The sequence below is a fragment of the Rhizobium sp. Root149 genome (assembly GCF_001427345.1).
Classification (GTDB): Bacteria; Pseudomonadota; Alphaproteobacteria; order Rhizobiales; family Rhizobiaceae; genus Neorhizobium; species Neorhizobium rhizoryzae.
In genome coordinates this window covers 34,210-54,368 of sequence record NZ_LMGD01000004.1, presented here as the reverse complement: position 1 = coordinate 54,368, position 20,159 = coordinate 34,210, and the positions used below count along the sequence as shown (strand labels likewise).

Below are 20,159 nucleotides of genomic sequence, written 5' to 3'. Positions count from 1 at the left end.
CAATCTCTCGAGACCGGTGGCGACAGAGGCAAGTTACCACAAAATCCGAATGATAGAGAGGTGGCATTATATGCACCATTTCAGTTGCTTAGCAAAAATCAGATAAGCATATTTATGGAACTGGCTTCTTAAGTTCGCGCATAGTAAACTCTCGTCAACTTTAATAATCAGCTAGTAGGTAACCCTCGCCGATTCCGAAACGCGGTTTCACTCCGAGCAATGGAGCTGAACGGGAAATTATCTGCTTCACCATCGGCGCGGCAGTCGAGGCTGCCGTCCGACCGCCATGTTCGCCAGTCCTCGGTGCATCGATGATGCTGAGGACGATGTATTTGGGCTTGTCCATCGGAAAGGCCGCGACGAACGCGTTGAAGTTTACATTGCTGGCGTAGCGTCCATTGATGACCTTGTCCGCGGTGCCCGTCTTTCCACCGACATTGAAGCCCTCCACCTGTGCGCCGCGTCCGGATCCTTTCAGACCGTTCCAGGTGAACAGGTAACGCATGTCGGCGCTTGTGGAATCTTTGACCACCACCTTCGCCAGATCGGCAGCGACCGCCCGATCGCGCGGCAGAAATGTTGGAGGCAGAAGCTTGCCGCCATTGATCAGGGAAGCGGCCGCGACGGCCGTCTGCAACGGGGTCGTCGCGACACCGTGCCCGAACGAGATCGTGACAGAATTGATCTTCTTCCACGTACGCGGTTGAGTAGGTGTCGCGACACCAGGCATCTCGGTATCCATCTTCGAGAGAAGACCCAGTCTCGTCAGGAATTCCTGATGACCCTCGATACCGACCCTGTCAGCAACAGCCGCCGTGCCGATGTTGGAAGAGTATTGGAAGACCTCTGGAATGGTGAGCGCCCTGTTCTTGCCTTTGAAGTCCTTGATCGTGAAACCGCCCATCCGGATCGGGCGCGTAGCGTCGACGACGGTGTTCAGGTTGATCTTCCCGGCATCCAGTCCCATTGCGAGCGTGAAGCTCTTGAACGTCGACCCCATCTCGAAGGTCGCATTGCTCATCCTGTTGAACCAGCCCTTCTCGTACTCCTTGTCCACGCTGCCGTCCGGCAGGGTTCGCGAAGGTTCGTTCGGATTGTAATCAGGCACGGATGCCATGGCGACGACTTCGCCCGTGTCGACATCGATGATCGCCGCGCCGGCCGCTTCGGCCTGATAATTTTTCATAGCTGTGGCCGCGACATCGCGGACGATGGTCTGGACGCGGATGTCGATCGACAGCTTGACGGGTTCGAGAGGCGCGCCGCTCGTCATGCCGAGCTGGCGAAGGTCCGCGAGACCCTGCTGATCGAGATAACGCTCCATCCCGGCCAGGCCCTGGTTGTCGATGTTGACGTGGCCGACAATGTGGGACGCGGTTTCGGCACTGGGGTAGAAACGACGCTTCTCGGGCCTGAAGCCGATTCCTGGAATGCCCAAGTTCAGGATATCGGCCTGCTGCCTGGGAGTGAGCTGGCGTTTGAGCCACTGGAAGGCCGTCTTAGAGCGCAGCTTATGGTGCGTCTCCCGCCAGTCGAGGTTGGGGATCACTGCGGAAAGCTTCTCGACGACCTCGTTCGGATCCACGATGCGTCGGGGGTCCGCATAAAGCGATATCATGTTGAGGTCGGTCGCGAGCAGTTCCCCGTTGCGGTCGACGATGTCCGGGCGTGAGGCGACGAGCGTCGGGTTGCCGATCGAGGCGGTCGTGAGCGGCTCGCGAAAGCCGTACCAGACGAGGCGGCCGCCGACGATGGAAAAGACGACTGCGAAACCCGCGATCAGGATACCTAAGCGCTGCTTCGCCTGTTTCCTGCGTTGAGCGCTGGATTCGGCGACCCTCACGGCAGTGCCGCCCATCCGGCTCTTCATGCTGATATGCGATCGGCTCCTGAGCCGCACGACGAATGAAAGCATTGCAATCCGACCTACGAGAACCGTTCGCCGACGCGGGGACCCTGTCGGCTGGATATTCGGGATCTTACACAGCCTCTTTGACAGCCAACGCAGAATTGAAACGTCTGATGGCGTTCATTAAAAACTGCATAAATATACAGTTAAGGTTGAACCTGTTTACGGAACGGGAATTAACGAACCCTGTCCTGTCGATGACGGAACGATAGAGTTTCCGTGAAATGAGGTGTGCATCGGAAATCCGCTCATCTCGCTTCATACAGCCGCGGGACGTGGCAGGCTGGCGACGACGACCACCGTTCTGTCCGGCACCCGGCTGTACAGGTCGACGACATCCTGGTTGATCATGCGGACGCAACCGGAAGACACGGCCTTTCCGATGCTCCACCATTCCGGAGAGCCGTGGATGCGGTAGAGCGTGTCTTCGCCATTCTGAAAGATGTATAGGGCGCGTGCACCCAGCGGATTCTTTAGGCCCGGCTCCATGCCGCCATTCGCGATGCTGTACGGGATCAATTCTGGCTGTCGAGCGACCATCTCGTCGGGCGGGGTCCAGCGCGGCCATTGCCGCTTGTACTGGATGACACCCTTTCCGGCCCACTCAAACCCCTGTCGTCCAAGACCGACCCCGTAGCGCATCGCCTGCCCGCCTTCCTGCGTCAGGTAAAGGAAGAAGTTCGCTGTATCGACGACGAGGGTTCCCGGGCGCTCGCCCGTCGGGTCGCTTACGAGCTGCCGATGATATCGTCTGTCGATCTTCTGGTATGGGATAGCAGGCAGCGGAAACCGTTCATCGGGCATCGGTCCGTAGATCGAGGCGAGCGCCGGATTTTCCAACGGGATAGCCGCTGGCTGAACCGTCTCCCGCGCGGTCGTCGAGCAGCCTGCCAGGGTGGTGACCGCTGTGCCAGCTCCGATCATCACGAATGCGCGCCTGGTGATCCTTGTCTGCTCCAATGTATTCCCTCATCTGTCTGCAATGTCTGAATTAAATGGGTTGCTGGCGACCTGCTCAGGTCATTCCCGCCACAAGATTGCGGATCTTGTGGAGGCGTGTTTCGCGCGGTTCATGCATGTCGAGCGTTCCTTTGAAGCTGCCGTTGGCATCCATGAGATAGACCCCGGCCGTGTGGTCCATCGTGTAGTTGCCGCCTTCTGTCGGAACCCTCTTTGCGTAGGCGGCGAAGGCCTTGACTGCGACCTCGGTCTGGTGCGGGTTGCCCCGCAACGCCATTATCCTTGGGTCGAAGGCCGTCATGTACTCGGCCAACATCTCCTTGCTGTCCCGCTCGGGATCGACGGTGATGAACGCCACGTTGAACTTGTCGGCAACGGGCCCGAGTTCGTTCATCAGGTCAGTGAGCTCGAACAACGTCGTTGGGCAGATGTCCGGGCAGTGGGTGAAGCCGAAGAACGCCAGGTACGGCTTGCCCTTCAGAGCGGCGTTGTCGATCACCTGTCCCCGATGCGAGAGGAGTTCGAAGGGTTTGCCGATGGCCGGGGTCGACATGTCCGTGGCATCGCTGCCGGAGCGAAAAGGAAGCACGTTGCCGAACACAAGTAGTCCCGCACCAACGACTGCGACCATGCACCATACGACAATCCGGAAAATCCGAAGTCCTTTCATCCGAGCTAGCTCCTATTCCGCCGTCATCAGAATCATTCAAGCCAAAGCTCTAATCCCTCTAGTAGCCTGAGGTTCAAGGGCGATTGTGCGGCAACCTTCAGTTCCGCGCCGAAGTGACGCAGCCCGGCAAGTGCAAGCGAACATTGGAAAAGTGGTTCAAGACGTGCAACCAGCCCTTGACCCTCAAGCTACTAGAGGTCTCACAATAATGGGAATCCTAAGGAGAACGAATGGACAGGACTGAACTGGAAACAAGCGACGGGGCATGGCTTCCCGTATTCGGCGCGTGGACCATCGCGCTCGGCTCGAGTCTCAGCGCTCTGTTCATCGGAGAGGTCATGGGGCAGGCACCATGCGATCTCTGCTGGCACCAGAGGGCATTCATGTTTCCGCTTGCAATCCTGCTAGCGGTCGCCGTCTATCGGGGCGACGGACGATGCTGGCTCTATGCCGCGCCGCTCGCCGCCATCGGCTGGCTGATCGCGGCGTTCCACAATCTCCTCTATTTCAAGATCGTCCCGTCAGCGATCAAGCCGTGTGGGCAGGGACCATCCTGCTCTGGCGATGGCATGGTCATATTCGGGATCCTGCCTATTCCCCTCCTCTCGCTTGCGGCCTTCACCGCGATCATCATCCTTCTTCTCATCGTGCGCCGGAGAACCACATCATGAACAGACGCGCCCTTGTCCTCGGAACAGCATCGGTCGCCATCGCCGTCTTCGCAGGAGGGGCAGCTCTCTACGGCAGCAAGTCACCCGCCCCCGCCCCCGTCACGACCCCAGCATCATCGCCCTCGAATGACACGCTTGTGCGAATGTACTCGCCTGTCATGGGTCCTGTTTCGGCCCCTGTCACGATCGTCGAATTCTTCGATCCTTCCTGCGAGGCCTGCCGGGCATTCTATCCGATCGTGAAGCAGATGATGGGTCAGACGGGCACAAGCGTTCGCCTGGTGCTCCGATACACTCCTCTCCACAAGGGGTCGGACGAGGCGGTCCGAATCCTCGAAGCCGCGCGCAAGCAGAACCGCTTCCAGCCAGTACTCGAGGCGTTGCTGGCGCAACAACCTGTATGGGCAGCGCACGGTGCGCCGGATCTGGAGAAGGCCTGGCAGGCTGCTGCGTCGGCAGGACTGAACCTGGACCAGGCCAGAAAGGATGCAGTGTCTCCGTCGGTGGATGCCGTACTTGCTCAGGACATCGCGGACGTGAGAGCGAACAAGGTCGAGCAGACTCCGACTTTCTTCGTCAATGGAAAGCCACTCACCGAGTTCAGTCCGCAAGGACTCTATAACCTGGTCAAAGACGAAATCGACGCGACCAAGCCGAGTTCGTAAGAGCCGTCCAAGCGCGCGCGGAGCACCACCACATGAGCGGACACCATCATGATCATGGAGCCGATGCTGGTGACAAGCGCATATGGTGGGCGATCCTCGTCAACGTGCTTCTTACTTTCGCACAGATCGCCGGGGGCATAGTCTCCGGCAGCCTGTCGCTGATCGCGGACGCGCTTCACAATTTCAGCGATGCCGCGTCGCTGGTGATTGCCTACGGCACGCGAAGGATCTCCCGCCGCCCTGCGGACGACACGATGACCTTCGGATACGTCCGCGCCGAAATCGTCGCCGCGCTCATCAATTACACGACCCTGATCGTGATCGGCCTCTACCTTCTCTATGAAGCAGTGATGCGCTTCATCACGCCGGAGCCGATCGAGGGGTGGATCGTCGTCATCGTGGCGACCATTGCCCTGGTTATCGACGTGGTCACCGCCATGCTGACCTACGCTCTCTCGAAAACAGCATGAACATCCGGGCGGCCTTCCTGCACAACGTGTCCGACGCACTAGGCTCGGTCGGGGTCATCATCGCGGGCACGGTCGTCTTGATCTATGGATGGACTTGGATCGATCCCGCAATCACCCTTCTGATCGCTGGCTACATCCTGTGGCAGGCGTTCACGGAAATCGGCAGTTCGATCCGCTTGCTGATGATGGCGACACCGCAGGATGTCGATATCGTCCAGGTCGTGCGCGATCTGCGTTCCGCAGAAGGGGTGGAAGATGTCCATCACGTCCACGTCTGGGCGCTCGACGAAGCGCACAACGCGCTCGAAGCCCACATCGTCGTGGCAGACCCTTCCAATCGCGAGGTCGCCGGGATGAAGCGCAGGGTGCGAAAGCTCCTGCTTGAAAAGCACGGCATCGGACACTGCACCCTGGAGATCGAGACTGCAGACGACAGAAGCGATCCCGACGCGAAGGTTATCGGCCACGACGCGGACAAGGAGTAGCGCCGGGCGGTGCTACTCCTTGTTCGCCATGTCGCCGGAGATGATCGACGACGAACGACGCATCGTCTCCGACACCCGCTATGAGGCCGGATGCCCGGTTGCGCTGCCAGGGTCTCCCGACGAAGTAGAGACCGTCCACCGGAGAAACGCCTCCGCTATGTATCGCGTCGCCATTGCGTCCCGTCGCTCCCTCGATCTCTATCCAGCGGAAGTCGTCGACATACCCTGTCGCCCACACGATGGTTCGGACCACTTCCCTCGAAGCGTCTTCGAACACGACCATTCCGCCGTCGATCTCCGTCAGCCTCGGCCTGCGGATGACTCCCGTCCTTGCAAGGGACTGGTCATCGTTGCCACGCCGCGGAAACGGGTCGGCCTCGCGGATCCGCCTGCCGATGAAGCTGTTCGCGGAAGCGCGGAGCAGTCCGAATCGGTCCAGCCACCACCAGACGTTTCGGCCGAGTATCCATTCGGGAAGCAGTCGACGCTTCCGGCCTCCGGCAAGCAGGACCCGATGGGTGGCCGAAAGCGAAAGGGCCACATCGCGTCCGCTCGCGCCATCGCCCACGACGAGGACGGCTCCGTCGGCAATGGAATACGCACCCTGGAAGTCCGCGACATGGAGCTGGTCGACGGAAACGGGGACGAAGCGGGAGAGCGCAGGGATCCGAGGCACTGGAAAGGAACCCGTGGCGACGATCACGGCCCGGCTGGTGATCATGAGGCCGTCTGCCGTGAAGGCCTCGAACAGCCTGCCGACCCGGAGCAGCTTAACGATCTTCGTGGCGCTGATGACCCCGTAGCTGTTTTTCGCAGCATAGCGAGCGAGATACTCGGCGAACTCGTCTTTCGTGGCATATCCGTCCGGATCCCCCACGAGCGGCATTCCGGGGAGCGCGCTGATGCTCCTCGGCGTGAAAAGCGTGAGGCCATCGTAGCGATTGCGCCAGCTATCCCCGACCGCAGGCGAGGCATCGACGATCAGGAACGCGATCCCCGCCGCCTCCAGTGCGTGAGCTGCGGCGAGACCCGCCTGTCCGGCGCCGATGACGAGCACGTCGGTTCGCAGGCTCTGCCCGGCATCGATCGACATCGTCGCAGACCGCCTATGGACGCGCGGGCGCGGAGACGGCGGGATCTGGCCTCGCCTCCCGGCCGATATGCACGAAGCTGTAGGAAAACACCGCGACCACGAATGCAGCGAAGATCGCGAACACGATCCAGTTGTTGCGTCGGACCCTGCGCATGCGTTGGTCGGGCTGCGCCATCGCCTAGTCTCCCGCCGGGGCGTCCGCCAGCGAGCCTGTTCCGGAGCGCTTCTTCATCTCCTTAAACGGGTCTGCAAGGGCTGCATCCGGCCTGCTGACAGGATACTTGGTGTTCGAGATGCGGGCGGCCAGCTTGTCCGCGCCGTCTTTCTTGAGAAGCGAGCGGAAGCTCGGGTGCATGCCGCCGTCGACATAGGCAGACATCGCAGAGCTTTCGCCGCCGTCCGCCATCGCGTCATCGACCTTCTTCTTCTCTGCGTCCATCTGTGCCATGAGCTGCGGATCCGGAGGTGCGGAGACGGCGGGGCAGGCAGCGAGAGGGTCGCGAGGCTCGCCACCGGAGAACTCGGTATTGAACATGTAGCGCCGACCGCAGACCGAAACCTTGGGCTGCTGCCGGGTGATCTCGAAAGCGTCGTAGCCCTCCTTCAGGGTCCGCCAGAACGGCATGTTCGGATCGCCCTTGTGAAGCGCCATGTTCTCCGCAGTCATGCGGAAGGGATACGCTTGGACCTGGAACCGGTCCTGTCCGGACGAAAGAGCCTTCGCGACGACGGCGTAGATCTCGCCCACGCCCTGGTCGGTGAGCGCGTAGCAACCCGAGGACGAGCAAGCTCCATGAACCATGAGGGCTTCTCCCGTATACCCGAGGGCCGACTCGAGTCTGTTCGGGTAGCCGAGGTTGAAGGAGACGTAGTACTGCGACTTCGGATTCAGCATGCCTGTCGAGACATGATAGAATCCCTCTGGCGCTTGCCGGTCCCCGTTTTTCATCTTCGGACCAAGCTTTCCGGACCACCTGCACATCGGATAAGTCTTCAGAATCGAATAGCGTCCGGTCCGGTCGATCTTCCAGACCTCGAGCTCGCTCTCCTGCTTGAATATCCTGACCAGCACCGGGCTCTCAGCCTTCATGCCTCTCTTGGACATCTCCGTGAGCATCTTGCTTGAGATCTGAGGTGCTGAACTCGACAGGTCATCCAGCGCCATATCCGAAACGCATCCGGACAACGTGATGCCCACCGCTGCCGCGAGTAGTGCCTTTCGCGTAAACCCGGCCACGCGCTTGCTCGAAATATGGATCCAGTTCATTTCGCCACTCTGCGATTATGCATGTTAGACCTGCTTCGTTCGGTTCATTTCCGATCCGGCGCGGGATGGTGTGAAAACACCGATCTCCTCTAGCTCAGCAAGCGGCCGGATCATAAAACCTCAAGCACCTAGAGGTGCAAGAGGTGCGTTAGAAGGTTTCTCGTCGCGATCCCGATCCCCAACCTCATTTGCCTTTCGCCGGAGCTGGCACGACATCGAGAGCGGCCTGATCCACGATAGGAGTGGACTTCATCTGGTTGCCGCCCGGTTTGCGCATCCTCTCGAGGTCATTGACGGTCAGATAATCAAGTCTCGTCAGGAGAGTGTTGTAGTACGCCTGCATCCCCACGCGAGCGTTCATCCGGTTCACAAGCTCGGAGCGCAGACTGTCCGCGGCGAACATCGGATCGGTCAGCACGGGTGTCGACTGGAGAACCGAGATTAGTTCGTCTGTCAGCTCCGCCGAGGGGCCGACGCTGTTGTGCCACGCCTCGTCGTTCGCCGTGAGACTGACTTCTGCAACCACATAGCCGTCGACCTTTGTCTGTTTTATGATCGGGACGGTCACCATCTCCGACTTCACCACCTCGTGTTCGGTGAGAAGCGGATACTGGGCCTTCGGCTCCTCGGAGGGTGGTGTAAACCGGGAGGCGGCGTAGACGGCTGTCAGGGACACGACCACGCACCACACACCAGTCAGTGCAAGCTTCCACATGCTATGATCTCCACCAGGGATACTAGGGGACCTCTCGATCCGTCCCTGTCGCTGAACCAAGTCCTCCCGCATCATATTGCGGGCGAAAGCCTGGTTACGGATTCAAGAAGGACCGCCCTTGGGCAGACCTGTCGCGATCGTGCGTACAGGCCCGGACACATGCGCGGTCGGATGACCGTGATCGGAGGATCAGGCCCGTGGAGGATGCTCGAGTGGATTTACTGTCGTCTGGTGAAGAAAACGATCCGAATATGCGATGAGGTTCGAATTCGCGCATTTCGGCGTGGTTGCTTCGTCGTGCATAGAAGCGAGGAGATCGTGGGAATGCTCTGCAACATGCAGGCATCGCGGATGAGAACCAGTCACCTCTGCTCCCGATTGAAGCACAGACGTGACTATCGGCGTGGGGTTGCCAGAGCGGTTGGACGGGCCGAGCGAAGCCATCAGCGCCGCTGCCACCAGCAGCGCCAAGCATAGCATCCTGATCGATCTATCCAGCAGCAACATCATCACGCAATATCCTGAACATGGTTTAGATTGCGTGAAGCTGGAGCTCAAGCCCTGACGTGCCCCCGATCTCAAAAAGACAAGAAGACTTGATTTCCAAGTGTCCGGCGACGGAACTAACGTCCCGCCATGCGATACTTCCTCAGACGGGTATTCAAGGCACTGGCCATCATAGCGACCTTCTCGCTGGTTGGATTTGTGGTGGTCAGAGTTATCTTCGAGCTGATTTGCTGGACCGCGGGACACGGCACGCTCGAGAACATGATCGGACTGGTGGCATCCATCGGTTTCGGCGGATGGATTGGCGTTGAAGCTTATCTCTGGTTCCTGGATTGGCGATGGCGGAAGCGCGCGTCGGATTTTGACGCATCTCATTAAAATTGCACCGAAGTTTTTTCCGGGATCTATCCGCTTCGTCGTCATAGATCGTCTCAACAACAGGGACGAAAAGAATGATGTTCAGGCTTCTGATCGCAGTCATTGCCATCACCACGATCTCCATGGGCGCGGCCTGGAAGCCGGAAGCAGCCACTTTCGACACCATGCCCATCTCCGGGCCGACATCCCAGCCTATCGGACATTACGACTTTTGCCAGAGATATCCGCGAGAATGCCGACCGGGTTCCATCGACCGCGGCCCGATGAAGCTGACGCAAGAGACGTGGAGTACCCTTGTCGAGGTGAACAGAAGCGTCAATCTGATCCCAGCCATGACCGACATGGATATCTATGGTGTCGAGGAGTTCTGGACCTACCCCGTCGATGCGGCGGACTGCGAGGATTTCGTGCTGCAGAAGCGCAAGCTGCTCATGGAGCGCGGCTTTTCTGCTTCGAACCTGCTGATCACGGTCGTGTTGCAGCCCGACGGCTCGGGGCACGCCGTCCTGGTGGTTCGTTCAGGATTGGGCGACTTCGTGCTCGACAACCTGCGCGCAGAGATCAGGAACTGGTCGGAAACCGAATACACCTATCTCAAGCGGCAGGATTCGCAGGACCCCGGCAAATGGGTCAAGATCAATGACGGCCGTGACACGGTCGCTGTCAGCGGGATCAAATAGTCATTCAGAGATTTGGCGCTGGGCAACTCGGCCGGGCTGGCGTGTGCAGGATCGGCGTCGCCACGCCTAAAACTTTCCCAGCAGCATCGTCATCACGACAAGGCCACCGAGAAAGAGCGACACAATTGTGGTGGTTCGCCCGTCCGGACGCTTCAATTCCAACTGGGCCGGGCGGTTTTCCACCAGATGCTTTCCAGCAGTCGTCACTGCGCTAGGCAGATCCATCACGGATTGGATATCATCGGAGACCGCTAATCTCTCCTGACTTTCGGGTGACGGCTTCGAGGTTTTTCTTCCTGAAATGACGACATGGGTAATGGTCGCCTCGTCGAACTTCACCTCGAAATCGAGCTTCCCGCCGTCTTCGATCTTTTCGAGGGCTTTGACGACCGCTTCGTGATCGCTGTCGGCTTCCACAAGCGATCTATGGGTAACGAGATAAAAAGGCATGTGCTCGCCAGCATTTTAGGAAGAGGAGAAAACCGGAAACCGTAAGAGCCCAGTCGCGCTGGCCTCTAGCTGACGGTTCCCGGACTGTATATGAGCGACCTCGCATGCGGGATAGACCACGAGGCCTCCCGCAGATAGAGACGAGGACATATCATTTCAAATAGAAGATGAACGCCTCAAGGCATGTTCTTCATCATCTCCGGCGACATCGGCATCATGTTGGTGTTGAGGTGATACATCACCCAGAGCGACCCGACGAGCACGATCAGCAGGATCACGATCGTGAAGATCAGCGCCATCATCGTCCAGCCGCCTTCCGAGCGGCTGTTCATGTGCAGGAAGTATATCATGTGGACGACCATCTGGATGCCGCCGAGGATCATGATCGCCGCGATCGTCACCGTCTTGCTCTCGATGACGTTTCCCATCACCAGCCAGAACGGTATTGCAGTCAGGATGAGCGAGAGGACGAACCCCTTCAGGTAGCTATTGAGGGAGCTTTGACCCGAGCGATGACCGGAATGCTGTCCGTGCGCCCCATTGTGAGAAGAATTCGAGGTCATGCGACAACTCCCATCAGATAGACGACCGAAAAGACACCGATCCAGATGAGATCCAGGAAGTGCCAGAACATCGACAGGCACATCAGCCGTCGGTGGTTTTCCGGAGTGAGGCCGAACTTCGAGACTTGAACCATCAGCACGACAAGCCAGACGATGCCGAATGTGACGTGGAGGCCGTGGGTGCCGACGAGGGCGAAGAACGACGACAGGAAGGCGGACCGCTGTGGGCCAGCCCCCTCGGCGATCAGGTGATAGAATTCATAGGCTTCGAGGCCGAGGAAGGCGAGCCCCAGTAGTCCTGTGACACCAAGCCAGAAGATCGTCCCGCCCTTCTCGTTGCTCTCGGCGCGGATCATCGCAACTCCGTAGGTGATCGAGGAGACGAGCAGGATCGTCGTCGCGACTGCGATGAGTTTGAGGTCGAACAGATCCGCAGGCGCAGGCCCGGCCGCATAGTTGCGGCCGAGCACGGCATAGGTGGCGAAGAGAGCCGCGAAGATAAGGCAGTCACTCATCAGGTAGAGCCAGAACCCGAGGTTCGTGCTCCCTTCGGGATGATGTTCCTCCTCGAAGTGGAATTTCTTGTCGGCCCGGCGGGCTTCAATCGGATTTGCCATGTCAGTTCCCCTGGGCGAGCAGCTTCGAACGCGCACCTTCGACCTCGGCGACTGTCTCTGCCGGGATGTGGAAGTCGCGGTTGTAGTTGAAGGTGTGAGCGATGGAGATCACAAGGATCGCAGCGAAAGACAGGATGGCCAGCCACCAGATGTACCAGATGAGCGCGAAGGCCAGCGCGATGCTGATGCCGGACAGGATGACGCCGGTCCCCGTGTTCTTCGGCATGTGGATCGCCCGGTAACCGCCAAGCGGCCGCTGGTATCCGCATTCCTTCATGTCGTGCCAGCTATCCATCTCGTGCACGACAGGCGTGAACGCGAAGTTGTAGTCCGGAGGAGGCGAGGACGTGGACCATTCGAGCGTCCGCCCGCCCCGAGGATCGCCTGTCGTGCAGCGGAGCTGGTCACGCCTCATGACGCTGACGACCATCTGTATGAGGAATGACAGGATGCCGAGCGCAATGAGGCCCGCGCCGAATGCCGCGATGATGAACCAGATCTGCAGCGACGGGTCATCGAACTGACTCACGCGGCGGGTCACGCCCATCAGACCGAGGACGTAGAGCGGCATGAAGGCGAAGAAGAAGCCGATCTGCCAGAACCAGAAGGTCATCTTGCCCCAGAAAGAATCGAGCTTGAAGCCGAACGCCTTGGGCCACCAGTAGGCCACCCCTGCCATCAGCCCGAACAGCACGCCGCCGATGATGACGTTGTGGAAGTGGGCGATGAGGAAGAGTGAGTTGTGGAGCACGAAGTCAGCAGGCGGGATGGCGAGCATCACGCCTGTCATGCCACCAATGACGAAGGTGACCATGAAGCCGATCAGCCAGTACATCGGCGGCTCGTATCTGATACGCCCCCGGTACATGGTGAACAGCCAGTTGAACATCTTCGCGCCCGTCGGGATCGAGATGATCATCGTGGCGATGCCAAAGAAGGCGTTGACCGAGGCCCCTGCCCCCATCGTGAAGAAATGGTGCAGCCAGACGAGGTAGGAAAGGATCATAATCGCGCAGGTCGCGTAGACCATCGACACGTAGCCGAACAGGCGTTTTCCCGAGAATGTCGATGCGACTTCGGAAAAGATGCCGAAGGCGGGCAGGATCAGGATGTAAACTTCCGGATGGCCCCACATCCAGATCAGGTTCACGTACATCATCGGATTGCCGCCGAGATCGTTCGTGAAGAAGTTCGTGTCCAGATAGCGGTCTGCGGTGAGCAGCGCGAGCGTGGCCGTCAGGATCGAGAAGGTGGCGACGATCAGGATGTTGGTGCAGAGCGAGGTCCACGTAAAGACGGGCATCTTCATCAGCGACATGCCGGGAGCGCGCATCTTGACGATCGTGGCCACGAGGTTGATGCCCGAGAGCGTAGTGCCCACGCCTGCCACCTGCAGGCCCCAAATATAGTAGTCGACCCCTACACCCGGGCTGTAGTCCGCGCCGGAAAGCGGGGGATAGGCGAGCCAGCCCGTGCGCGCGAACTCGCCCACGAAAAGCGATATCATGATGATGATCGCGCCCGCGGTCGTCAGCCAGAAAGAGAAGTTGTTGAGTAACGGAAACGAAACGTCGCGCGCGCCGATCTGCAGCGGCACGATGTAGTTCATGAACCCCGTGATGAAGGGCATTGCCACGAAGAAGATCATGATCACGCCATGCGCGGTGAAGACCTGGTCATAATGGCTGGGCGTAAGGTAGCCTTCAGATCCGTTGAAGGCGATCGCCTGCTGGATGCGCATCATGATCGCGTCGGCGAAACCGCGCAGCAGCATGACGAGCGCCAGGATGATGTACATGATGCCGATCTTCTTGTGATCGACGGACGTGAACCATTCCTTCCAGAGATAGCCCCACAACTTGTACTTCGTTAGCACTCCTATGATCGCGAGGCAGCCGATGACGACAGCCACGAATGTGCTGCGGATGATGGGATCGTATGGAATGGCATTCCAGGTAAGTCGTCCGAAGACGAACTGGGCGAGTGTGAGATTGTCGAACATGGTATCTGCCGAATCCTTCAAGGTTTCACGGACGCATCGAGGTCGGCGGTCGGTGAACCGTCCTCATTGCTTCCAGGCGTCGTGGGGTGCTGCATGCCTTGCATGCCGTGGGTCATCGATTGCGACTGCGTGTTTGCCTTGATCTTGATGACTCCTGTAGGATCTTCACTGCGTGCCGGGCTTCCATTGGATGGGACGGCGACATCCGGCGCGATCTCCCGGTCTCCGGCTGTCCCGTTGGCACGGCGGTTGTCGTATTCGAGGCGCGCGCGGTTCTCGCGGCTGTCCACGCCCGCACCACCCATCTTGTCGATATGCATCATCTCGTCGGCGCACATCTGACCGGGTCGCGTGCACATGTTGAGCACGGCCTTGTAGAGACTGTCTTCAACACTAGAGAAATACCGGACAGGCTCCTTCGCGCTGGGCTTCTCGAGCCTCATGTACGCATTGCGGTTCAATGCAGCGCCCTGGTTTTTCACCCGTGCGACCCATTGGTCGAAACCGCCCTGATCCAGCCCAAGAAACTTGAACCGCATCTGGGAGAATCCGTCTCCGCTGTAGTTGGCGGAAAGGCCGTCGTAGGAGCCGGGCTCGTTGATGACGGCATGCAGTTTGGTCTGCATTCCCGGCATTGCGTAGATCATCCCGGCGAGCGCGGGCACATAGAACGCGTTCATCACCGATGAGGCCGTGAGCTTGAAGTTGATCGGCACATCCACAGGAGCCGCCAGCTCGTTCACTGTGGCGATGCCGTACTCCGGATAGAAGAACAGCCACTTCCAATCGAGTGCGACGACCTCGACCGCAATTGGCTTGGTCTCGGGCGTAACTGGTCGGTTGGCATCGATGCGGTCGAGCGGGCGATATGGATCGAGCTTGTGCGTGCTGATCCAGGTGATCGCGCCGAGTGCGATGATGATCGCCAGCGGTGCCGACCAAATCACGACTTCCAGCCTGGTGGAGTGATGCCACTCCGGATCATACTTCGCCTTCGGGTTGGAGTGGCGATAATGCCAGGCGAAATATAGCGTGAGGAACAGGACCGGCACGATGACGAGCGACATCAGTGCCGTGGCGACGACGATGAGATCCGCCTGCTGCCTCGCAATATCCCCGGACGGGGACATGACGACCATCTTGCATCCGCCAAGCAGGAGCAAGCAGGTATAGGCGGTAAGGCGAACGAGCTTCTTTGACAGAGGCACCTTCGGCTCCCGGAATAGGGATTGTGGTTACAGGATGGAATCCGGCCGCTCTGATGAGATCACCAAAGATCACGCCCACACTCGCCCAGAGATCTGGTCGAAGCGTGGTTTTCAGGCGCAAATCTGCGGTCGCGCAATTTCAGGACGAGATGCCTGGGCGATGCCGGACAGACTGCCTTAGCTCAGGTGTCTTGGAGGGCGCGAGATGAGATAGGACTGGCCCTCAAGTAGCGCGTCTTTGGATATGGCATACCGGAGCACGTCCGAACGTCTCATGTCGTCGGTTTCGGTTTGCGGGCATCTCCGCTCGCATCGAACGTGGTGATCAGCGTCAGACAGGATGAGAGCCCTGTTTTCCGCCGGGGCCGCCCGCTCCTGCATGACCGCGACGATCCCGGATGCAACAACGGTGCGATCCGCCAGCGGAGTCGAGCAAAGGCTTCCCGAAATGATCTGAAACAAGATCATCGTCAGGACCGCTATGGTCTTCAAACTGGTTGAAACGTTGCGGGTCATTCGTGCCTATAAGCAGGACGGCATCCCTATAGGCAGGACGGCATCGATCGAACGACGACTAGCAAAGCTCGACTTCAAAAAAAACCCGCTACTTCGACACTGCGCCAATTTGTCGTCAAGGCGAGAAGACAGTTCATCACGAGCTCTACACAATTCGTTGTATCCACACCTTAGCTCTGCCCTGACGCTTGAACCTCAAGCTACTAGAGATCGTAAACCCACAGGAAATCAGCAGTGCGGATGACGCGGACGCGCCAACCGAATGAGGACATGCATGCCCAAACCGGGTCTTTTCAAACGTCGGTCACTCGTCGTTCTATCTGGGGGTGCTCTGGCATCAGCCGTCCTTGGAAGTCCCGTAGCGACGGCTGCGGCGGCCAAAAGCACCCCTGGCCAACTGGAACCGAGCGAACGCGAGCTTGCCGCTCGCTACGCTGCAAGGACCGACGGTGGTCACCTCATCCCCGGCGTTCCCTTTCGAAAGATCGACCCGAAATACTATCGGCAGCGGGTTGAAAATCTCACTGGCGAGCCTGCGGGCGTTGTCGTCGTTGATGTCGCCAACAGGTTTCTCTATCTCACTGAAGATGCAGGCACCGCCGTGAGATACGGAATCGGCATCGGTCGCGCTGGCTTCACCTGGTCGGGCGAAGGCGTAATTCAGTGGCGGCGGAAATGGCCGCGATGGACACCGCCGGCGGAGATGATTGCCAGGCAGCCAGAACTCCGGAAGTACTCGTACGCGAATGGCGGGCAAGCACCAGGGCCCAACAATCCGCTCGGAGCACGAGCGCTCTATATCTTCCAGGATGGGCAGGACACGCTCTATCGCCTTCACGGAACGAAGGACTGGCGCTCGATCGGGAATGCGGTGTCGTCCGGGTGCTTTCGGCTCCTGAATCAGGACGTGATCGATCTCTTTGACCGGGTTCCGTCGAAGGCCCGCATAGTCGTCCAGCAGTAGGAGATCGAATGACTAACTTATCGACCGGGGTCCTGAAGAAGCCCGTATTTATCTTCCTCTGGGTCGCGGCGCTCTGCCTGCTAGATCTCGCCGTAAAGTATCTCGTCGTTAATCATCTCATGGATCCCCCGAGGGTCATTCCGATCACGGGCTTCTTCAACCTTACTCTGGCGTTCAATCCCGGAGTGAGTTTCAGCCTGTTCTCCGATGCCATGGCCTCCGCTCCCAGGCTGTTTGCGCTGCTGCAGGGCGGCCTGGTTCTAGGCCTTGTTGTCTGGGCGTGGAGGGCGAAGGATGCGATGGAATCACTGGCGATCACTACGATCGCGGGAGGAGCCAGCGGGAACGTGGTTGACCGATTCCTCAATCTGAGCGTAACGGACTATCTGGACTTTCATCTCTACGGATGGTCGTGGCCGACATTCAATCTAGCGGATGTCATGATCGTATGCGGTGCACTGTTCATGATCGCAGTTTCATTCCGTCAAACCGGAAGCAAACAATCGACGGCCGTCTGATCACTCCAGTTCACTCGCCCCATGATGATGACTTGTCCTTGCTCTACCTGTTTCAACAATTCTCGCCGGGACGGACCGGAGGCTGCCATCGTCGAACCCGACAGTGATCGTCACGCTCCCCAGCAGTTCCCGATCCCGTTGCATGGTGACGAATACCGCATCCTGGCTCATATCGAGCTCCGCCATTGCGGGGATGGCGAGGTCGGCATCGTTGACCGCAATTTCCTCGTAGCCAAACAGGTGTTGGCTCCGTTTCACAAACGCCGCACTGTTGTAGCCGCTGGCAGTCACCTGTGTGACAGAAACGGGGCTGCCGGTTCCGTTGTAGATGGTCAGGTACGCTGTGTCGGGGATTCCCTCGGGACTCAGCACGAGCTCTGCATGTTCGACAACCACGTTCGGATAGTCTGGGAGATGCGAAGGATTGAAGCCCGACGCAGAGCAGGGAGTCGCGATCAGGGCGAGCAAGCCAGTCTGGATCGCAGGAAGCCATAGGATCACTTGATTTGCCATACGGAATCCTCACATTGGGCCTATCCTGAATACCTCGGTTGCGGTTTCAATGGATTCAGTTTTTCGTGAAGTTCGAATTTGCCGCGGCTTGTGAGGCTGCTTTTTTGACTGGAGGATTCGCATGCTGACGATCGGTGACTTGTCCAAGACGACAGGCGTGAAGGTCCCGACCATTCGGTACTATGAGCAGATGGGCCTTCTTTCTCATCCGGAACGATCGGAAGGCAATCAGCGCAGGTATTCCAGGTCCGAACGCGAGCGTCTGTCGTTCATCAAGCACGCGCGCGAACTCGGGCTGACGATCGAGGCTATCCGCGAACTTATCGATCTCAGCCAGCATCCGGAGAAGCCATGCGAGGAGGCCGATCGGATCGCTGCCGAGCAGCTCGTCACCGTTCGGGAGAAGATCATGCGTCTCAAAAAGCTGGAGGCCGAGCTTGAGCGCATTTCGACACACTGCCATACGAACCAGGTTCGTGACTGCTACGTCATCCGAGCGCTCGCCAACCATGATCTGTGCTCGACCGATCACGACTAGCTTGAGCGTCAGCCAGAACGTAGAGAGCCATCCGACCTCCCTAGCGTTGCGGCATCCTATCCGAAGCTCAAGCCTCCTGAGATTACGCCCGCGAGCAAGATTACTAGGATCAACAGTCGGGAAAGAAGTCGGATCAGCGCAACGCTCAAAAGCTAAGGGCGAACCGCCGTGGGATTCAAGCTTTCGATAACAGCCACTTCCCGTCCGACACTGTGATTTCCTTTCACATCCAGCATTCGCGGTTCCGTTTTTAGCGCGAGAAATGACTGCGTCAGACGGATATGAAATCCGTCAGTAGCTTCACATTGAGTACCGCGATGACGATGGCGATCAGCCAGGCGAAAGACGTGAGCCAGAGCGGGGCCTTGAGTTCGCCCATCTTTCGGCGATCCGAGGTGAACATCACCAGCGGAAACACCGCGAAGGATAATTGAAGGCTCAGGACGACTTGGGTCAGGATAAGTAGCTGAGCTGTCCCGCTGTCTCCGAACGCGATGGTGACCCCTGCCGCCGGAACGATCGCTATGGCGCGCGTGATGAGACGGCGTAGCCAAGGGGCGAGCCGTATGTTCAAGAACCCTTCCATCACGATCTGCCCGGCAAGGGTTGCGGTGACCGTCGAATTGATTCCACAGCACAGCAGGGCGATACCGAACAATGTCGGGGCGATCGCGAGCCCGAGCAGAGGGGCAAGCAGATTGTGCGCCTCGCCCAGTTCGGCCACCTCCGTGCGTCCGGTCGTGTGGAAGGTCGCCGCCGCAAGTATCAGGATCGAAGAGTTCACGAGGAGTGCGAACATCAGAGCGACCGTCGAGTCGATCGTCGCAAATTTCAGCGCCTCGCGCTTTTCAGGAAGCGTATGTCCGTAGGCTCTCGTCTGTACGATCCCTGAGTGGAGATACAGGTTGTGGGGCATGACCGTCGCTCCGAGGATCCCCAGCGCAAGGTAGAGCATCTCAGGATTTGTGACGATTTCTGTCGTCGGCGCGAATCCCAGGATCACCTGTCCCCAGTCAGGATCGGCAAGTGCGATCTGAATCGTAAAGCATACGGCGATCACGCCGAGCAGCGTGATGACGAGGGCTTCGACCCAGCGAAAACCAAGCTTCTGAAGGTATAGGATGAGGAACACGTCGAGCGCGGTGATGATAACGCCAAGTTCGAGGGGTATCCCGAAGATGAGGTTCAGGCCGATCGCTGTTCCGATCACTTCCGCGATGTCGGTCGCAATGATTGCGATTTCAGCAAGAAGCCACAGAACAATCCCGACGGGTTTCGGGAACGCGTCGCGGCAGGCCTGGGCGAGGTCCCTTCCGGAGGCGATGGCGAGACGCGCGCAGAGCGACTGCAGGACGATCGCCATGATGTTCGAAAGCAGCGCTACGGTCAGGAGCGCATAGCCGAACTTGGAGCCGCCAGCGAGCGAAGTCGCCCAGTTGCCAGGATCCATGTATCCGACCGCGACAAGATAGCCGGGGCCGAAGAATGCCATGGCACGCCGCATCGATCCCGGTGCGCTCGATACTTTTATCGTGCGGTGAACATCCGAAAGCGATGGGTCCCCGGCGGTCTTCCGCCATCCCGAAACGTTCTGATCCATCAGCCTTCTCATCCCTCATCGGCGACCATGTTGCAATTGCAAATCATTCGCATGAAGGATTGGATCTTACAAGAGGGTCTGCACCGAGATCCGCGCTGCTACACGTCAACGGCTTATTAGCGAATTGTTGACCATAATCACTGACAAGCGAGCCGCTTCGTTTGCGTGCGTTGAATCCTTCTGAGGGATGTTGTGCCTGT

Annotated in this window: 22 protein-coding genes and 1 pseudogene; 9 read left to right on the top strand and 14 right to left on the bottom strand. The window is 58.8% G+C overall.

Features of this window, described 5'->3' with window-relative positions; genetic code table 11:
* Positions 1-160: 160 nt before the first annotated feature.
* The 3 genes from ASD54_RS04990 to ASD54_RS04980 form a co-directional block, all read right to left on the bottom strand.
* On the bottom strand, positions 161-1,915 hold the full coding sequence (locus tag ASD54_RS04990) for a penicillin-binding protein 2 (protein ID WP_062553525.1): 1,755 nt from the start codon (positions 1,913-1,915) through the stop codon (positions 161-163).
* 252 nt (positions 1,916-2,167) lie between these two features.
* Positions 2,168-2,833 carry a L,D-transpeptidase gene (locus tag ASD54_RS04985; RefSeq protein ID WP_062553618.1) on the bottom strand — a complete coding sequence of 222 codons (666 nt, stop codon included), beginning with the start codon at positions 2,831-2,833 and terminating at the stop codon, positions 2,168-2,170.
* Positions 2,834-2,924: 91 nt separating this feature from the next.
* Complete coding sequence (locus tag ASD54_RS04980) at positions 2,925-3,500, bottom strand: SCO family protein (protein WP_244484679.1); 576 nt, start codon at positions 3,498-3,500, stop codon at positions 2,925-2,927.
* A gap of 269 nt (positions 3,501-3,769) precedes the next feature.
* Between ASD54_RS04980 and ASD54_RS04975 the strand changes: the two genes are divergently transcribed.
* The 3 genes and pseudogenes from ASD54_RS04975 (at position 3,770) to ASD54_RS04965 (ending at position 5,830) form a co-directional block, all read left to right on the top strand.
* Positions 3,770-4,210: a disulfide bond formation protein B gene (locus tag ASD54_RS04975; RefSeq protein WP_062553523.1), complete on the top strand. Its 441-nt coding sequence runs from the start codon at positions 3,770-3,772 to the stop codon at positions 4,208-4,210.
* Positions 4,207-4,875, top strand: coding sequence for a thioredoxin domain-containing protein (locus ASD54_RS04970; protein ID WP_062553522.1), 669 nt, complete (start codon positions 4,207-4,209; stop codon positions 4,873-4,875). Before ASD54_RS04975 ends, ASD54_RS04970 begins: the two co-directional genes overlap by 4 nt.
* 32 nt (positions 4,876-4,907) lie before the next feature.
* A pseudogene (locus tag ASD54_RS04965) lies at positions 4,908-5,830 on the top strand (cation diffusion facilitator family transporter).
* Here the strand turns inward: ASD54_RS04965 and ASD54_RS04960 are convergent.
* The 4 genes from ASD54_RS04960 to ASD54_RS04950 form a co-directional block, all read right to left on the bottom strand.
* Complete coding sequence (locus tag ASD54_RS04960; RefSeq protein ID WP_082547087.1) at positions 5,802-6,923, bottom strand: NAD(P)-binding domain-containing protein; 1,122 nt, start codon at positions 6,921-6,923, stop codon at positions 5,802-5,804. The pseudogene ASD54_RS04965 and the gene ASD54_RS04960 sit on opposite strands and share 29 nt — an antisense overlap.
* Before the next feature lie 13 nt (positions 6,924-6,936).
* Positions 6,937-7,098 (bottom strand): hypothetical protein, encoded by a 162-nt coding sequence (locus tag ASD54_RS26465; protein WP_156379081.1) that lies wholly within the window; start codon positions 7,096-7,098, stop codon positions 6,937-6,939.
* Positions 7,099-7,101: 3 nt separating this feature from the next.
* Positions 7,102-8,190, bottom strand: a complete 1,089-nt coding sequence (locus ASD54_RS04955; RefSeq protein ID WP_062553521.1) for a murein L,D-transpeptidase family protein — start codon at positions 8,188-8,190, stop codon at positions 7,102-7,104.
* A gap of 184 nt (positions 8,191-8,374) precedes the next feature.
* On the bottom strand, positions 8,375-8,905 hold the full coding sequence (locus ASD54_RS04950; RefSeq protein ID WP_062553520.1) for a hypothetical protein: 531 nt from the start codon (positions 8,903-8,905) through the stop codon (positions 8,375-8,377).
* Between the two features lie 391 nt (positions 8,906-9,296).
* Here ASD54_RS04950 and ASD54_RS26460 point away from each other — a divergent pair, with 391 nt between their 5' ends.
* The 3 genes from ASD54_RS26460 (at position 9,297) to ASD54_RS04940 (ending at position 10,470) form a co-directional block, all read left to right on the top strand.
* A complete protein-coding gene (locus tag ASD54_RS26460) occupies positions 9,297-9,470 on the top strand; it encodes a hypothetical protein (RefSeq protein ID WP_156379079.1) in 174 nt (57 codons plus the stop codon).
* 71 nt (positions 9,471-9,541) lie between these two features.
* A complete protein-coding gene (locus ASD54_RS04945) occupies positions 9,542-9,790 on the top strand; it encodes a hypothetical protein (protein ID WP_062553519.1) in 249 nt (82 codons plus the stop codon).
* Between the two features lie 74 nt (positions 9,791-9,864).
* Complete coding sequence (locus tag ASD54_RS04940; protein WP_062553518.1) at positions 9,865-10,470, top strand: transglutaminase-like cysteine peptidase; 606 nt, start codon at positions 9,865-9,867, stop codon at positions 10,468-10,470.
* A 66-nt stretch (positions 10,471-10,536) separates the two neighbouring features.
* Here ASD54_RS04940 and ASD54_RS04935 read toward each other — a convergent pair whose 3' ends face one another.
* The 5 genes from ASD54_RS04935 to cyoA all read right to left on the bottom strand — a co-directional run bounded on the left by ASD54_RS04935 (position 10,537) and on the right by cyoA (position 15,310).
* Positions 10,537-10,920: a hypothetical protein gene (locus ASD54_RS04935; RefSeq protein WP_062553517.1), complete on the bottom strand. Its 384-nt coding sequence runs from the start codon at positions 10,918-10,920 to the stop codon at positions 10,537-10,539.
* 176 nt (positions 10,921-11,096) lie between these two features.
* Positions 11,097-11,483 carry a cytochrome o ubiquinol oxidase subunit IV gene (cyoD, locus tag ASD54_RS04930; RefSeq protein WP_062553516.1) on the bottom strand — a complete coding sequence of 129 codons (387 nt, stop codon included), beginning with the start codon at positions 11,481-11,483 and terminating at the stop codon, positions 11,097-11,099.
* Complete coding sequence (gene cyoC / locus ASD54_RS04925) at positions 11,480-12,100, bottom strand: cytochrome o ubiquinol oxidase subunit III (protein WP_062553515.1); 621 nt, start codon at positions 12,098-12,100, stop codon at positions 11,480-11,482. Before cyoC ends, cyoD begins: the two co-directional genes overlap by 4 nt.
* Position 12,101: 1 nt before the next feature.
* Positions 12,102-14,102 (bottom strand): cytochrome o ubiquinol oxidase subunit I, encoded by a 2,001-nt coding sequence (gene cyoB / locus ASD54_RS04920; protein WP_062553617.1) that lies wholly within the window; start codon positions 14,100-14,102, stop codon positions 12,102-12,104.
* Positions 14,103-14,119: 17 nt separating this feature from the next.
* Positions 14,120-15,310 carry a ubiquinol oxidase subunit II gene (cyoA, locus tag ASD54_RS04915; RefSeq protein ID WP_062553514.1) on the bottom strand — a complete coding sequence of 397 codons (1,191 nt, stop codon included), beginning with the start codon at positions 15,308-15,310 and terminating at the stop codon, positions 14,120-14,122.
* Positions 15,311-16,100: 790 nt separating this feature from the next.
* Here cyoA and ASD54_RS04905 point away from each other — a divergent pair.
* Together ASD54_RS04905 and lspA are read left to right on the top strand one after the other, a co-directional pair.
* Positions 16,101-16,790 (top strand): L,D-transpeptidase, encoded by a 690-nt coding sequence (locus tag ASD54_RS04905; RefSeq protein WP_082547086.1) that lies wholly within the window; start codon positions 16,101-16,103, stop codon positions 16,788-16,790.
* 8 nt (positions 16,791-16,798) lie between these two features.
* A complete protein-coding gene (gene lspA, locus ASD54_RS04900; RefSeq protein WP_062553511.1) occupies positions 16,799-17,308 on the top strand; it encodes a signal peptidase II in 510 nt (169 codons plus the stop codon).
* Here the strand turns inward: lspA and ASD54_RS04895 are convergent, their stop codons facing one another.
* Positions 17,309-17,821, bottom strand: coding sequence for a hypothetical protein (locus ASD54_RS04895; RefSeq protein WP_062553510.1), 513 nt, complete (start codon positions 17,819-17,821; stop codon positions 17,309-17,311).
* A 121-nt stretch (positions 17,822-17,942) separates the two neighbouring features.
* Here ASD54_RS04895 and ASD54_RS04890 point away from each other — a divergent pair, with 121 nt between their 5' ends.
* Positions 17,943-18,359, top strand: coding sequence for a helix-turn-helix domain-containing protein (locus ASD54_RS04890; RefSeq protein WP_062553509.1), 417 nt, complete (start codon positions 17,943-17,945; stop codon positions 18,357-18,359).
* 271 nt (positions 18,360-18,630) lie between these two features.
* Here the strand turns inward: ASD54_RS04890 and ASD54_RS04885 are convergent, their stop codons facing one another.
* Positions 18,631-19,959, bottom strand: a complete 1,329-nt coding sequence (locus ASD54_RS04885; RefSeq protein ID WP_062553508.1) for an Nramp family divalent metal transporter — start codon at positions 19,957-19,959, stop codon at positions 18,631-18,633.
* Between the last annotated feature and the right edge of the window lie 200 nt (positions 19,960-20,159).

What these genes read in the sequence shown, in the direction of transcription:
- ASD54_RS04990 (WP_062553525.1), bottom strand. Translation starts at nt 1,915, where the DNA reads ATGCTTTCATTCGTCGTGCGGCTCAGGAGCCGATCGCATATCAGCATG.
- ASD54_RS04985 (WP_062553618.1), bottom strand. Translation starts at nt 2,833, where the DNA reads ATGATCGGAGCTGGCACAGCGGTCACCACCCTGGCAGGCTGCTCGACG.
- ASD54_RS04980 (WP_244484679.1), bottom strand. Translation starts at nt 3,500, where the DNA reads ATGGTCGCAGTCGTTGGTGCGGGACTACTTGTGTTCGGCAACGTGCTT.
- ASD54_RS04975 (WP_062553523.1), top strand. Translation starts at nt 3,770, where the DNA reads ATGGACAGGACTGAACTGGAAACAAGCGACGGGGCATGGCTTCCCGTA.
- ASD54_RS04970 (WP_062553522.1), top strand. Translation starts at nt 4,207, where the DNA reads ATGAACAGACGCGCCCTTGTCCTCGGAACAGCATCGGTCGCCATCGCC.
- ASD54_RS04960 (WP_082547087.1), bottom strand. Translation starts at nt 6,923, where the DNA reads ATGTCGATCGATGCCGGGCAGAGCCTGCGAACCGACGTGCTCGTCATC.
- ASD54_RS26465 (WP_156379081.1), bottom strand. Translation starts at nt 7,098, where the DNA reads ATGGCGCAGCCCGACCAACGCATGCGCAGGGTCCGACGCAACAACTGG.
- ASD54_RS04955 (WP_062553521.1), bottom strand. Translation starts at nt 8,190, where the DNA reads ATGAACTGGATCCATATTTCGAGCAAGCGCGTGGCCGGGTTTACGCGA.
- ASD54_RS04950 (WP_062553520.1), bottom strand. Translation starts at nt 8,905, where the DNA reads ATGTGGAAGCTTGCACTGACTGGTGTGTGGTGCGTGGTCGTGTCCCTG.
- ASD54_RS04945 (WP_062553519.1), top strand. Translation starts at nt 9,542, where the DNA reads ATGCGATACTTCCTCAGACGGGTATTCAAGGCACTGGCCATCATAGCG.
- ASD54_RS04940 (WP_062553518.1), top strand. Translation starts at nt 9,865, where the DNA reads ATGATGTTCAGGCTTCTGATCGCAGTCATTGCCATCACCACGATCTCC.
- ASD54_RS04935 (WP_062553517.1), bottom strand. Translation starts at nt 10,920, where the DNA reads ATGCCTTTTTATCTCGTTACCCATAGATCGCTTGTGGAAGCCGACAGC.
- cyoD (WP_062553516.1), bottom strand. Translation starts at nt 11,483, where the DNA reads ATGACCTCGAATTCTTCTCACAATGGGGCGCACGGACAGCATTCCGGT.
- cyoC (WP_062553515.1), bottom strand. Translation starts at nt 12,100, where the DNA reads ATGGCAAATCCGATTGAAGCCCGCCGGGCCGACAAGAAATTCCACTTC.
- cyoB (WP_062553617.1), bottom strand. Translation starts at nt 14,102, where the DNA reads ATGTTCGACAATCTCACACTCGCCCAGTTCGTCTTCGGACGACTTACC.
- ASD54_RS04905 (WP_082547086.1), top strand. Translation starts at nt 16,101, where the DNA reads ATGCCCAAACCGGGTCTTTTCAAACGTCGGTCACTCGTCGTTCTATCT.
- lspA (WP_062553511.1), top strand. Translation starts at nt 16,799, where the DNA reads ATGACTAACTTATCGACCGGGGTCCTGAAGAAGCCCGTATTTATCTTC.
- ASD54_RS04895 (WP_062553510.1), bottom strand. Translation starts at nt 17,821, where the DNA reads ATGGCAAATCAAGTGATCCTATGGCTTCCTGCGATCCAGACTGGCTTG.
- ASD54_RS04890 (WP_062553509.1), top strand. Translation starts at nt 17,943, where the DNA reads ATGCTGACGATCGGTGACTTGTCCAAGACGACAGGCGTGAAGGTCCCG.
- ASD54_RS04885 (WP_062553508.1), bottom strand. Translation starts at nt 19,959, where the DNA reads ATGGATCAGAACGTTTCGGGATGGCGGAAGACCGCCGGGGACCCATCG.